The 13,558-nt window shown below is 60.6% G+C and carries 13 protein-coding genes; 1 reads left to right on the top strand and 12 read right to left on the bottom strand.

The window, feature by feature from the left end:
* Window positions 1-63 precede the first annotated feature (63 nt).
* The 12 genes from PseAD21_RS04795 to PseAD21_RS04740 all read right to left on the bottom strand — a co-directional run bounded on the left by PseAD21_RS04795 (window position 64) and on the right by PseAD21_RS04740 (window position 12,430).
* Complete coding sequence (locus PseAD21_RS04795; protein WP_102354769.1) at window positions 64-693, bottom strand: bifunctional 2-polyprenyl-6-hydroxyphenol methylase/3-demethylubiquinol 3-O-methyltransferase UbiG; 630 nt, start codon at window positions 691-693, stop codon at window positions 64-66.
* 165 nt (window positions 694-858) lie between these two features.
* A complete protein-coding gene (locus tag PseAD21_RS04790) occupies window positions 859-1,503 on the bottom strand; it encodes a methionine ABC transporter permease (protein WP_102354703.1) in 645 nt (214 codons plus the stop codon).
* The gene (locus tag PseAD21_RS04785) at window positions 1,493-2,614 is read right to left on the bottom strand and encodes a methionine ABC transporter ATP-binding protein (protein WP_102354702.1); all 1,122 of its coding nucleotides are present in this window, start codon (window positions 2,612-2,614) and stop codon (window positions 1,493-1,495) included. Before PseAD21_RS04785 ends, PseAD21_RS04790 begins: the two co-directional genes overlap by 11 nt.
* A gap of 2 nt (window positions 2,615-2,616) precedes the next feature.
* Complete coding sequence (locus PseAD21_RS04780; protein ID WP_102354701.1) at window positions 2,617-3,426, bottom strand: MetQ/NlpA family ABC transporter substrate-binding protein; 810 nt, start codon at window positions 3,424-3,426, stop codon at window positions 2,617-2,619.
* A gap of 119 nt (window positions 3,427-3,545) precedes the next feature.
* Entirely contained in the window at window positions 3,546-4,898 is a 1,353-nt protein-coding gene (locus PseAD21_RS04775; RefSeq protein WP_102354700.1) for an LLM class flavin-dependent oxidoreductase, read from the bottom strand.
* Window positions 4,898-6,091, bottom strand: a complete 1,194-nt coding sequence (locus tag PseAD21_RS04770) for an SfnB family sulfur acquisition oxidoreductase (protein WP_102354699.1) — start codon at window positions 6,089-6,091, stop codon at window positions 4,898-4,900. Before PseAD21_RS04770 ends, PseAD21_RS04775 begins: the two co-directional genes overlap by 1 nt.
* A 36-nt stretch (window positions 6,092-6,127) precedes the next feature.
* On the bottom strand, window positions 6,128-7,369 hold the full coding sequence (locus PseAD21_RS04765) for an SfnB family sulfur acquisition oxidoreductase (protein WP_102354698.1): 1,242 nt from the start codon (window positions 7,367-7,369) through the stop codon (window positions 6,128-6,130).
* A gap of 218 nt (window positions 7,370-7,587) precedes the next feature.
* Window positions 7,588-8,367: a hypothetical protein gene (locus PseAD21_RS04760; protein ID WP_102354697.1), complete on the bottom strand. Its 780-nt coding sequence runs from the start codon at window positions 8,365-8,367 to the stop codon at window positions 7,588-7,590.
* A gap of 470 nt (window positions 8,368-8,837) precedes the next feature.
* Entirely contained in the window at window positions 8,838-9,587 is a 750-nt protein-coding gene (gene tcyN, locus PseAD21_RS04755; RefSeq protein ID WP_102354696.1) for an L-cystine ABC transporter ATP-binding protein TcyN, read from the bottom strand.
* Between the two features lie 4 nt (window positions 9,588-9,591).
* A complete protein-coding gene (gene tcyL, locus PseAD21_RS04750; protein WP_102354768.1) occupies window positions 9,592-10,257 on the bottom strand; it encodes a cystine ABC transporter permease in 666 nt (221 codons plus the stop codon).
* A gap of 56 nt (window positions 10,258-10,313) precedes the next feature.
* A complete protein-coding gene (gene tcyJ / locus PseAD21_RS04745) occupies window positions 10,314-11,114 on the bottom strand; it encodes a cystine ABC transporter substrate-binding protein (protein ID WP_102354695.1) in 801 nt (266 codons plus the stop codon).
* Window positions 11,115-11,431: 317 nt separating this feature from the next.
* A complete protein-coding gene (locus tag PseAD21_RS04740; protein ID WP_102354694.1) occupies window positions 11,432-12,430 on the bottom strand; it encodes a D-cysteine desulfhydrase in 999 nt (332 codons plus the stop codon).
* Between the two features lie 190 nt (window positions 12,431-12,620).
* Between PseAD21_RS04740 and epsC the strand changes: the two genes are divergently transcribed.
* Entirely contained in the window at window positions 12,621-13,547 is a 927-nt protein-coding gene (gene epsC / locus PseAD21_RS04735; protein WP_102354693.1) for a serine O-acetyltransferase EpsC, read from the top strand.
* The last annotated feature ends 11 nt before the right edge of the window (window positions 13,548-13,558 follow it).

Here is a 13,558-nt window from a genome sequence, read left to right as displayed (position 1 = left end):
CTCCTACATTGGAGCGCATTCCAACTGTAGGAGTGAGCCTGCTCGCGATGGCGTCAGAACGGTTTACACCGTTTTACGCCAGACACTGGCCAACCAAGGCTGCTGCTCACGTGGCAGCCCCGCCGGCCGGTAGTAATGCTCAAGCTCTTCAAACCCCGCCGCCGTCAGCAGCCCGCGCCATGCCTCAAGATCGTGATAGGAGCCATACCGTGGCCCGTTCCAGCCCTCACGGTTATCCCCGCGCGGATTGGAACTGAACAACACCCCACCCGGTTTCAGCGTGCCGTGCAGTTGCTTGAGCACTCGCGGCAACTCCTGCAACGGCACATGAAACAGCACCGCGTTAGCGAAGATTCCGTCGAAGCGCCCGGCCGGCAGATCGAGCTTCAGAAAGTCCTGGCACCACACTTCGCAGCCACTGTCTGCCCGTGCCATCTGCGCAAATTTTTCTGCGCCATCGAGGCCGATCGCGACGTGGCCCATGCGCGTGAACGTTTGCAGGTCGCGGCCGGGGCCGCAGCCGAAATCGAGAACCGTGAACGGCGCCGTGCCGTGGATGTGCCGCAGCAGCGCGTCGATGTTCTGGCTGACATCGTGATCGCGGGTGCCTTCGCGAAAGTCTTCAGCCACCGAGTTGTAGTGACCTAGGGTGGTGGCGGTGATCTGCTCCAGATCGGTGGGGGTTTGCTTCATGGTTGAGGGCTGCGCGGCAGTTGGTGTGTGCCGAATATACGCCAACATGCGGGGTCGCTGCGCTGCCCATCGCGAGCAGGCTCATTCCTACATTTGAAATGCGCCCCCCTGAGTGAGCCTGCTCGCGATAGCGATTTCAAAGGCGCCGGATAATCCCGGCCAGGCTCAACGCTTGTTCAATCCCCGCGCCAAGCGATCCCCGCCGAGCTGAATCACCGCCACCAACGCCACCAGCAACACAATCACCGTCAGCATGATCTCGCTGTCAAAACGCTGATAACCATAGCGGTAAGCAATGTCGCCCAAGCCACCGGCACCAATAGCCCCGGCCATGGCCGACGAGTTGATCATCGTCACCAGCGTAATCGTGAACCCGCCGACAATCCCCGGCAACGCTTCAGGCAGCAGCACATGCCAGACGATGTGCCAGCGCCGGCAACCCATGGCTTGCGCCGCTTCGATCAAACCGTGGTCAACCTCACGCAGGCTCACCTCGGCAATCCGCGCAAAGAACGGCGTCGCGGCAATCGTCAGCGGCACCACGGCCGCCCACACACCGTACGTGGTGCCGACAATCAGTCGGGTGAACGGAATCAGCGCGACCATCAGAATCAGAAACGGGATCGAGCGAAACAGGTTCACGAACGCGCCCAACGCTTTGTTGAGCACTGGCGCTTCGTAGATCCCGCCCTTGTCGCTGGTGACCAGAATCACCGCCATCGGGATCCCCGCCAGCAAGGCGATCAGCGACGACACGCCGACCATCAGAAAGGTATCGATGAAACCCTGCAGCAAACGATCAAACCACATAACCCAACACCTCCGCCCGTTGCGCCCATTGCCCGGCGCGCTCGCGCAATTGTTCGGCACTTGCCGCCGAGCCGCTTACGGCCAGCAGCAGTTGCCCGAGCGCATGGCCCTGAATCCGCTCCACACCGCCCTGCAGCAGTTTCACCCGCCCACCGAGAGCGGCGAACAACGCCGCCAGATCCGGCTCGTCACTGGCACTGCCGGTGAACTGCAAGCGCAGCACCACCGTTGCTTCGGAGGAGGGCGGTGAGGCATGCAGACGGCTTTGAAGTTCCTCTGGCAAGGCGTGTTGCAGCGGCGCGAGCAAGGTCTGGCTGACCTCGTGCTGTGGATTGCCAAACACTTCCCAGACCGGACCTTGCTCGACGATCCGCCCGTGTTCCAGCACCACCACGCGGTCGCAGATTTCGCGGATCACTGCCATCTCGTGGGTGATCAGCACGATGGTCAGGCCCAGACGCTGGTTGATCTCGCGCAGCAGGCCAAGGATCGACTGGGTGGTCTCCGGATCCAGCGCCGAGGTCGCCTCGTCACACAGCAGAATGTCCGGGTCATGCACCAGCGCGCGGGCGATGCCGACGCGCTGTTTCTGCCCGCCGGAGAGTTGCGCCGGATAAGCCTTGTGCTTGGCTTGCAGGCCGACCAGTTCCAGCAGTTCGCGGACTTTGCGTTCGCGTTGTTCCTTCGGCACGCCAGCGACCTTCAGCGGCAGCTCGACGTTCTGCCAAACGGTCTTGGCCGACATCAGGTTGAAGTGCTGGAAGATCATGCCGATCCGTCGGCGCAGGGCCACCAGGCGGTCTTCATCGAACTCGCCGATGTCGACCTGATCGATCAACACCCGCCCCGACGTCGGTTGCTCCAGGCGATTGATCGTGCGGATCAGCGACGACTTGCCCGCGCCGCTGCGGCCGATGATGCCGAATACCTCGCCGCGCTGGATCGCCAGATCGATGCGCTGCAGGGCTGCGACCGGACCTTGCCGGCCGTCGTAGGTTTTACCCAGACCGATGAAGCGTACGTGGGCGCGATTCAGCTCGGGGTGAAGTTCGGTTTTTTCAGCATTTTCTGGCTCTGGAATCTCCAGTCGCCGTTGGATCGCGGCCGTCATGCTCAGCTTTCCCAACCGGCCTGGTACAGCTTGCCGTGGGCCTTGTCCAGCGCGGCGCGCACGGCCGGTGAGTGCTGGTAAATGTCGACGAACTTGATCAGGCGCGGATCATTTTTGCTCTTCGGCTGGATGACGAACTGGATCACGTATTCCTTGTGGTCGAGGCCATCGAACAGCAGCGCGGAACCGGCATCGAAGGTCTTCGCCAGACGGATGTAGGCCGGGTAACCCTGCACCAGATCGGCGTCGTCATAGGCGCGCACCAGCTGTACGGCTTCGACCTGGAGGATTTTGATTTTCTTCGGGTTGGCGACGATGTCGTCTTCGGTGGCCTTGTAGCCGACGCCCGGTTTCAGTGTGATCAGCCCGGCCTTGGCCAGCAGTTGCAGGCCGCGACCACTGTTGATCGGGTCGTTGGCGATGGCGACGCTGGCGCCCTCGGGCAACTCGTCGAAGCTTTTGTATTTTTTCGAGTAGAGGCCAACGTTGTTGATGATCCCCGGGGCGAACGGCACCAGATCAAAACCGGCGGCGGCCTTGGCGTTTTCGAGGAACGGGATGTGCTGGAAGTAGTTCACGTCGATGTCACCGGCAGCGAGGCTGACGTTCGGTGCGATCCAGTCGGTGAACTCCACCAACTCGACTTTCAGGCCTTGTTTGGAAGCCTCTTCGACGGCGGCTTCCAGCGGAATGGCGAAGGCAGCGGTGGTACCGATTTTCAATGGAGCGTCGGCGGCGAACACCGCCGAGCTGAACAGGCCGAAGGCCAGGGCCAGTGCTTTGACTGGGTGGGTCAGGAATTTCTGCGTCATGATGGTTTTCCAGTCAGTGCTTGAATTTTGTGGTGTCTGGTCGGGCCTCATCGCGAGCAGGCTCACTCCTACATCTGGAATGCGTTTCCCCTGTAGGAGTGAGCCTGCTCGCGATGCTTTTAACGGCGAAACATGGCGCCCGTATGTTGCTCGGGCAACTGCGCCTCAGCGTGAAACAGCTTCTCGCGCAGGCTGCCGCTGTCATACGCGGTCTTGTACGACCCGCGCCGCTGCAGCTCCGGAATCACCAGCTCGATGAAATCGACATAGCTTTGCGGGGTGACGAGGCGCGTGAGGTTGAAACCATCGAGTCCGGTTTCGGCGATCCACGATTCCAGTTCATCCGCCACTTGCTCGGGTGAGCCGACCACGGTGATGTAGCGACCACCGAGGGCGTGCTGGTCGAGCAATTTGCGCCGGGTCCAGTCGTTGTTCTGCAGGTTCTTGGTGGCGGACTGGATGGCGTTGCTCTTGACGTACTGGATCGGCTCGTCGATGTCGTACTGGGAAAAGTCGATGCCGGTGGACGCCGAAAAGTGCGCCACGCCGGCCTCGGCGCTGGCATAGCTCAGGTACTCGGCGTGCTTGGCCCATGCCGCTTCTTCGGTGGCACCAACGATCACGTTGAGGCCCATGAACACCTTGATGTCTTCTGGGTTGCGCCCGGCCTCGACGGCGCTGGCGCGCACTTTGTCCACCTGAACCCTGGTCGACGATTTATTCTGGCCGCTGATAAACACGCACTCGGCGTGACGCCCGGCGAACAGCAAACCGCGATCAGAACTGCCGGCCTGAAACAGCACCGGCGTGCGCTGCGGTGACGGCTCACAGAGGTGATAACCCTCGACCTGATAGAACTCACCCTTGTGCTCGACCTTGTGCACTTTCTCCGGTTGCGCATAGATCCGCTGCTCACGGTCGTTGAGCACCGCGCCGTTTTCCCAACTGCCTTCCCAGAGTTTGTAGAGCACCTCCAGGTACTCGTCGGCCTGATCGTAGCGACGGTCATGTTCGACCTGCTCGCTGAGGCCCATGGCTTTGGCGGCGCTGTCGAGGTAACCGGTGACGATGTTCCAGCCCACGCGGCCACGGCTCAAATGGTCGAGCGTCGACATGCGCCGGGCGAACAGATACGGCGGTTCGTAGGTGAGGTTGGCGGTCAGGCCGAAACCGAGGTTTTTCGTCACTGCTGCCATCGCCGAGACCAGCAGCAGCGGATCGTTGACCGGTAGCTGGATTGACTCTTTCAGCGTGACGTCCACCGAGTTCTGGTAGACGTCGTACACACCGACGATGTCAGCGATGAACAAACCGTCGAACAGCCCGCGCTCCAGCAACTGCGCCAGTTCAGTCCAGTATTCAATGGTGTTGTAGCGCGTAGAGGTATCGCGCGGGTGTGTCCACAAACCGTGGTTGATGTGGCCGATGCAGTTCATGTTGAACGCGTTGAGCAGGATTTTTTTCTTGCTCATCAGAGGGTGCCCCGCAGTGGCGGTTTTTCATCGTTGAGGTAGTAGTTGCCCACCGCGTGATACTTCCAGCGCACCGGGTCGTGCAGGGTGTGCACCCGGGCGTTGCGCCAGTGGCGGTCGAGGCCGTGTTCGATCAGCGTCGCCTGGCTGCCGGCCAGTTCGAACAGCGTGCTGCCGGCGGCCAGAGAGATTTCGGTACTGATGGCGCGTGCTTCGGCAACGGCAATCGAGGCGGCGGCGACGGTCTCGGCATTCAGCTCGGCTTGCGCGGCGTCGACGAATTCACCGGCGCGTTCGAGCAGGGCTTCGGTGGCGTGCAGGCGAATGCTCAGGTGGCCGAAGCTCTTCAATGTCAGCGGGTCTTCGGTGGCTTTGTCGTTGCCGGAGTCGATCCACGGGCGGGTCTTGCTGCGCACGAAATGCAGCGCGTCCTCATACGCGGCGCGGGCGATGCCGGTGTCGATGGCGGCGTGAAGGATCTGCGCCAGCGGGCCGACCGTGGTCGGGCGCTCGAACGCGCTCTGGAACGGGATCACGTCTGCGGCGGCGACGTACACGTCTTCGAACACCACCGAACCGCTGCCGGTGGTGCGCTGGCCGAAGCCGCTCCAGTCGTCGATCACCGTCAGGCCTTGGCTGTCACGCGAGACGAATGCCAGTTGCTGCACGCCGTTTTCATCGACCACCGAGGTCGGGATGCGCTGGGCGTAGATCGCCCCGGTTGCATAAAACTTGCGACCGTTGATGCGAAAGCCGTCGCCGTCACGCTTGAGGCTGGTGACGCGGTCGTGGGCGGTTTTGGTACCCAGTTCCGCCAGGGCGTTGCCGAAGCGCTGGCCGGCCAGCACCTCGGCGTACAGGCGTTGTTTCTGCTCGTGACTGCCGTTCACTCGCAGCACTTCGAGGGCGTAGAAATGGTTCTGCGGAATCTGCCCGAGGGAGCCGTCTGCCTGAGCGATCAGAGCGATGACTTTGGCCAGGGTCACGTTGGACACACCGGCGCCACCATATTCCCTGGGCACGCTGATGCCCCACAGGCCGGAGCGGGAAAACACGTCGAGCTCGGGCAGCGGCAGGCGTCGCTCACGGTCGCGCACCGCGCTATCGCGTTTGAAATCTTCGGCCAGGTCGCTGGCGACGATCAGGGCTTGCTCATCGCTGGTGATGACTGCGACGGGATGGGAAAAGGTCATAGGTTTTCTCCAGGCTCTTGAGAAAGTGTGCGGTCGTCAGATCCAGGAGTGGCGGGCCGGCAACGTGCCGTTAAGGCGATAAGCGCCAACCGCGTGATATTTCCAGCGCACCGGGTCGTGCAGGGTGTGCACCCGGGCGTTGCGCCAGTGACGGTCGAGGTTGAATTCGGCAAGGGTGGCGCGGCTGCCGGCCAGTTCGAAAAGCTTCTCGCTGGCGAGTAAGGAAATCTCGGTGGTCAGCACTTTGGCTTCGGCGACGGCAATCGAAGCACGGGCCGCGGACTCGGCGGTGAGCGGCGCGGCGTGCACCTGATCCAGCACTTGCCCGGCCTTGCGCAGCAGCGCTTCGGCAGCGTGCAGTTCGATTTTCAGTTTGCCGATGTCGGCGATCACGTAGAGGTCATCGCTGGCGCGTTCGACCTTGGCGTCGATCCATGGCCGGGCGCGGGTTTTGACGAACTCGATGGCATCGTCGATGGCACCACGGGCGATGCCGGCGTCGATGGCGGCCTGAATCAGCTGCGACACCGCACCTTGGGTATTCGGGGTTTCGTTGATCTTCCAGTTATCGACCACCAGGGTCGACTCGACCCGCACGTTGTTCAGCAAAATCGTGCCGCTGGCGGTGGTGCGCTGACCGAAGCCCGACCAGTCATCAACGATGCGCAATCCCGGCGTGCCACGGCGAACGAAGGCCAACACTTGCTTGCCGTCGTCGTTGAGTGCTTTGACGGCGACCCAGTGCGCAAACAGCGCGCCGGTGGAGTAGAACTTCTGGCCGTTGATCACGTAGTCATCACCGTCGGCGGTGATTCGCGCTTTCAATTCCAGGGTGTTTTTGGTGCCGCGCTCAGGGCCGGCATTGCCGATGCGCCAGCCTTCCAGAACGCTCTGGAACAGCTGCTGTTTCTGCGCCTCAGTGGCGCTGCCGAGCACCAGATTGATGATGCCGAACTGGTTCTGCGGGATCTGCCCCAGCGCCGGGTCGGCCGCGGAAATGATCGCGAACACCTCGGCCAGGGTGACGAACGAAACCTGTGGGCCACCGTACTCACGCGGGATGGCAATGCTGCCCAGGCCGCTGCGCGTGAACTGTTCAATTTCCGACCACGGCAGTTTGCGCTGGCGGTCACGCCTGGCGGCCTGCACGCGGGCGACTTGCGCCAGCTCATGGGCGGCCTTGATGGCTTGGGCGTCGTTGCGCAAGACCTGCGCGGGCAACAACAACGGGGCGATGTCCAGATCCGACTGGACGTTTGCGTCTGCCAGACTGGACATCAGTGCCGCTCCTTGGCTGCACGCAATGCCCTGGCGATCTGCACTGGGGTGATTGTGTTCCGGACCATACTACCTACCTCACATCTCATGAAAAACGCCGCAAAAGCGCGGCGAACGAAAGAATGTCCGGTGGTCCGGTTCATATACCCTAAGCGTGTATAAATATTAAATAAACTAACTTTTAGGAATATGCATAGAAGGGTATGTGGCCCGTTTGGTTAACAGTCCTCTGGTGATTCCTTTGTTGATTCAGCCACCTTCAAGTCTGGCCGCAGTGGCACTTTCAGATAAGGATTCACACAGCCAATCTTCAACGTCCGTGGCGGTGCCCAGCGAGAGTTGTTGCCGACCCAGTCGAGGACGCAGTACGTCACGTCCAGACGCAGGTCTTCACCGCCCTCGACGATGATCGCTGGTGGCACCCAGACCTGGACCGGTCGTCCAACATCCGCAGCGGTGATTCTTGGCAGGTCCATGCGCACGTCGCCCCAGCGCAAGGTGATTTCGTCGTCTTCGGCCATGTTCAGGTAGGGCTCGATGGTCAGTGGAACGCCGCGTTTGATCTGATTCGGGTTCACCCCCTGGCGGCGGATGGTGTCGGGCAGCGTGACTGGCGCCAGTTGCTGATTTTCGTCACCGCACATCGTCGAAGGCTGGCCGCCGGGGCAGTCGAGTTTGACCTGCACCCGGGTTGCCGCCGACAGCGCCGGCCCCTGACCGACCTGCATGACCCGATAGTGGATGCGTGCGGTGCCACTGGCGATGAAGCTCTCCGGGACCCGCAGTCTGACCGAGGCGCCAAGATCTTCGCTGGTCAATACCCGTGAGGCGACGTAGCAGTTGTTCCAGAACAGTTCGATCAGATCACCGGCGTCCATGCCGGGGTAGGGCAGGATATCGATCAGCAGATGCGCGGCGGCGGCCAGGTTAACGGCGTTTTTTTGCGCGCAGGCAAGGCTCGGCGCTGTCAGTTCGGGGGTAGGCGAAGTACGGGGCATCGGGGTTCTCTCCTTGAAGTCTTGCGGCGAATTCCGTTTCTTGAAAAAACAAAAGGCGTGATGAATCGGTAATACAACCGCGAACTTTTGTTCGGGCTGAGTACGGGTTGATTCAACTAAGTAGTGCCGGTTGGCGACTAGATAAGAGCGTGCGGTAAAGAGTGTCAATGGTCGGGCTTAGTTAATCCGTGAATTACGAATTAATCAGAAGTTTCCTACGCTGGCGAGGCAGGCTGCCTCACTGAATTGACGAATGGAACTACGGTTTTTCCGGACTTTTAGCTGTTTTTGGATAAACCCGTTTAGGCGGCTTCGCACGGAAACAGGTGCACTTCAGATAGTTCTTATCTGTTGCAGAACGTATATATATTGTTTTTTGCAGGGTTGGGCTTGGACGGGGTTTGATGTTTTTTTGCAGAAGAGGGATATAACTTCCATCCATGGAAGTTACTGGTTTTTCATCAAGTTGCTCAGGCGTGATTCAGGAACTTGCTGAGGAACTGTTTGGTGCGTTCTTCTTTGGGGTTGGCAAACAACGCCTTGGCTTCGCCTTGCTCGACGATCACGCCCTTGTCGAAAAACACCACACGGTTGGCCACGTCGCGGGCAAAGCCCATTTCGTGGGTAACGATGACCATGGTGCGTTTCTCTTCAGCAAGGCCGCGAATGGTCGCCAGTACTTCGCCGACCAGTTCCGGGTCGAGGGCCGAGGTCGGCTCGTCGAACAGGATCACTTCCGGCTCCATCGCCAGCGCCCGGGCAATCGCCACACGCTGCTGCTGACCGCCGGACAGACGACGCGGATAGGCGTCCTCCTTGCCCGCCAGCCCGACCTTGGCCAACAGCTTCATGCCCAAGGCAGTGGCTTGCTCGCGCGGCATCTTCTTGACCACGATCGGCCCTTCGATGACGTTTTCCAGTGCGGTGCGGTGGGGGAACAGGTTGAAGTTCTGGAACACGAAACCCACGTGCTGGCGCAGGTTGCGCACCAGGCCTTGCTGCTGGCTCAGCGGGCGACTGGTATCGATTTCGATATCGCCAACCTTGATCCGGCCGCTGGTGGGTTGTTCAAGGAAATTCAGACAGCGCAGGAACGTGGTCTTGCCCGAGCCGCTGGGGCCGATGATGGCCACGACCTCACCTTCTTTCACCTCAAGATCGATGCCCTTGAGCACCTCTTGCCCCTTGAACTGCTTTGTCAGTTTTTCCACGACAATCATGGGGTCAGGACTCCTGGTCGTGCCGATTGACCCGCTCTTCCAACTTGTTCTGGAAGTGCGAAAGCACTGTGGCCAGAATCCAGTAGATCAGCGCGGCGGCAAGATACATGGTGAAGACTTCGAAAGTCCGGGCGGTAATCAGCTGCGCCTGACGGAACAGTTCCGGCACCTGAATGGTGGCGGCCAGTGCCGTGTCCTTGACCAGTGAAATGAAGCTGTTGCCCAGCGGCGGCAACGCCGTGCGCATGGCTTGCGGCAGGATCGCCCGGCGCAAGGTCTGCGCGCGGGTCATGCCGATGCTCGCAGCTGCTTCCCACTGGCCACGCTCGATCGAACCGATCGCGGCGCGCAGGATTTCACAGGCATAGGCGGCCATGTTCAGCGAGAAGCCGATCAGGGCCGCCGGCAGCGGATCAAGCTCGATTCCCAGTTGCGGGAAGCCGTAATAGATCACGAACAGCTGAACCAGTAACGGCGTACCGCGAAAGAACGACACGTAGACGCGCGCCAGCCAGCTCACGGATTTGAAGCGCGACAGGCGCATCAGCGCCAAGCCAAAGCCCAGCAGCAAACCGAAGAACATTCCGCCGAGGCTGAGGACTACCGTGTAGTACGCGCCCTTGAGCAGAAAGGGCGCGGAGTCCACCAGCAACTGCGTAGTTTCGGCGATTTGCTGGCTCAGCTGTGGGAAGTCCAGTCCGAATCCGAATTGAAATCCAGCCTCCATTATTTGGTGACGTCAGCTTGGAAGTATTTTTCCGAGATCTTCGCCAGGGTGCCATCGGCACGCAGTTCGTTGAGGGCCTTGTTCAAAGCAGCCAGCAACTCAGGCTCGCCTTTGCGCAGGGCAATACCGGATTCCTGACGGGAGAAGGCTTGACCGGCAGCCACGGTTTTCGGGGCTTTCTTGGCGTATTCCAGCGCGGCCAGACGGTCGATCAGGATGGCGTCGGTGCGGCCATTGTTCAGGTCGGCGAACTTGGTCGGATCATCGTCGTAGGTGCGCACGTCAGCGCCCGGCACGTTGGCGCGGACCCATTGTTCGTAGTTGGTGCCCAGACCCACACCGACTTTCTTGCCGGACAGGTCAGCGGCAGTCTTGATGTTCAACGCGGCTTCTTTGCTCTTCAGCACCAGCGCCTGAATCCCGGAAACGGTGTACGGCTCGGAGAAGTCGTACTTCTTCTTGCGCTCGTCGGAGATTGTCACCTGGTTGACCACGACGTCCAGGCGCTTGGATTCCAGCGCGGCAAGAATGCCGTCCCACTTGGTTGGCTGAATCTTGGCTTTGACGCCCAGCTTCTGCGCCAATGCTTCGGAGAGTTCTACTTCGAAACCGGACAGTTTGCCGTTCTCGTCGACGAAGCTGAACGGTGGGTAAGTGCCTTCCAGGCCGACGTTGATAACGCCTTTGTCCTTGATCTGCTGCAACTGCTCACCGGCAGTCGCCTGGCTGATCAGGCCGGCGCTCAGTGCCAGGCCCAGCGAACCTACCAGCAGATTGCGACGTAGTGCGGAAAAATTCATGACAAGCCCCTGTGTTTTCTTATGGAAGACGCTTAAGGAAAGTTGGCGAATTCGGGATTTGAACGACTGCGTTATCGTGCCCTAAAGCAGCTTATGCGTCTTGCGCGAAATTCGCCTGCGGCGAGACTATAAGATGTCTGCGTTAGACTTGAAAATACTTAATATAAAATTTTATATTCTAAAATAGAATATGAGGGTGATCCTTTGTGGTGAGGGGATTTATCTCCGATGGACTGCGCAGCAGTCCCTCTTCTGGGGGGCGCTTCGTGGCCCATCGGGGATAAATCCCCTCATCACAGAGCTTCATCGCCTCGAACTCAGCGCGACAGTGAGTCTTTATAGGCAAACAACGCCGGCGCCCCACCGGTGTGCAGGAAAATGATCGGGCCATCGTTGAAGCGCTGGCGGCCGATGCCGTCGAGCAATCCGGCCATGGCCTTGCCGGTGTACACCGGATCAAGCAGCACCGCATCCTGACTCGCCAACAGCTTCACCGCCGCCAGGGTCCCGGCATTCGGCTCGCCATAACGTGGACCGAAATATTCGTCCCACAACTCGACCTTGAAGTGCTCCGGCAATTTCACGCCCAGCAAGTCTGCCGTACGCTCGGCGAGACCCTGTACTTTCGGTCGCTGATCTTCTTCGCTGCGCGAAACGGTCACGCCGATCACCGACAGTTGCGGCAAGGCTTCGCTCAATGCCAGCGCCAGCCCGCTGTGGGTCCCGGCGCTACCGGAAGCCAATACAACGGCGGCGAAATCGAGACCGGTGTCCTTGATCTGCTCGGCCAATTCCAGGCCGGCACGCACGTAGCCCAACGCCCCGAGGGCATTGGAGCCACCGATCGGCACCAGATACGGTTTCTTGCCGTTGCTGCGCAGGCGCACGGCGAGAGCGGCGAGTTGTTCGTCGGCGTTATCGAGGTTGTCGACCAGTTCGACCTTGGTGTCGAACAGATCCAGCAGCAGGCGATTACCGTTGCCGGTGTAATTGTTGTCGTCGGTACCGAGCGGATTTTCCAGCAGGGCGACACAACCCAGACCCAGTTTGGCTGCCAGCGCGGCGGTCTGGCGTACGTGGTTCGATTGCAAGGCGCCAGCGGTGATCAGGGTGTCGGCGCCTTGAGCGAGGGCATCGGCGGCGAGGTATTCGAGTTTGCGCAGCTTGTTGCCGCCCATGGCCAGCGGCGTCAGGTCATCACGCTTGATGTACACCTCACGACCGAGCCAGGCGGACAGGCGTTCGAGTTTTTCCAGAGGCGTGGGTTGTCCGAGCAGGTCGAGACGGTTAAAGCGTTCCAGCTGTTGTTTGATCATGAGTCCGTACTGGCGGAGAAAGATGAAAGGACTATAGGCACGCGGTTTTACCGGAGCAACCGTCAATCGCTTATAGCCAAATGTGCTTAGGCCAGCACTATCGGTTCTTAATTCGCCTTCGTGGGCATGCCGTAAAGTAGTCGCCGTTAACGCGGCCAGACCGTCCGGCCGCCCGTGAGGAGTCTTTACCGTGAGCGAGCGTTCCAGCCATTGGCAACTGCAGACCATCGTCAGCCAACTGCGCAGTGCGCGGGATCAGTGGCGTGCCCAGAATGGCCGGGCCACCGGCGAGCAGGGTGGCCGCGAGTTGCCGTCCCGCGCGGCGATGGCGGAGATTCTCGAGGCCTTGTGTGGCGCGTTGTTCCCGATGCGTCTGGGGCCGGTGGATCTGCGTGAGGAGAGTGAAGACTTCTATGTCGGTCACACCCTTGATACGGCGCTGAATGCCTTGCTGGCCCAGGCCCGACTTGAACTGCGCTACGTCGCCCGCCATAGCGCCCAGGACGATAGCGACGTCGAGAAGCAAGCGATCCGCATCATCCAGGACTTCGCGCTGGCATTGCCCGGCCTGCGCAGCCTGCTCGACACCGACGTGCTGGCCGCCTATCACGGCGACCCGGCGGCACGCAGCGTCGATGAAGTGCTGCTGTGCTATCCGGGGATTCTGGCGGTGATTCACCATCGTCTGGCGCACCATCTGTATCGCGCCGGGCTGCCGTTGCTGGCGCGGATCAGCGCGGAAATCGCGCATTCGGCGACGGGTATCGATATTCACCCGGGCGCGCAGATCGGCCGCAGTTTCTTCATCGACCACGGCACTGGTGTGGTGATCGGCGAGACCACGATCATCGGCGAGCGCGTGCGGATCTATCAGACCGTGACCCTGGGCGCCAAGCGCTTCCCGGCAGACGAGGACGGGCAGTTGCAGAAGGGCCATCCACGCCATCCGATCGTCGAGGACGACGTGGTGATCTATGCCGGAGCGACGATTCTCGGGCGGATCACCATTGGCCAGGGTTCGACCATCGGCGGCAACGTGTGGCTGACGCGCAGCGTGCCGGCGGGGAGCAACCTGACCCAGGCCAATCTGCAGCATGATGACGGGACGCAGAAGTAAACTCTGCATTT

The sequence above is a fragment of the Pseudomonas sp. AD21 genome (assembly GCF_002878485.1).
Lineage (GTDB): Bacteria > Pseudomonadota > Gammaproteobacteria > Pseudomonadales > Pseudomonadaceae > Aquipseudomonas.
The sequence above is the reverse complement of the archived record's forward strand: the minus strand, read 5'-3'. Positions and strand labels throughout refer to the sequence as shown.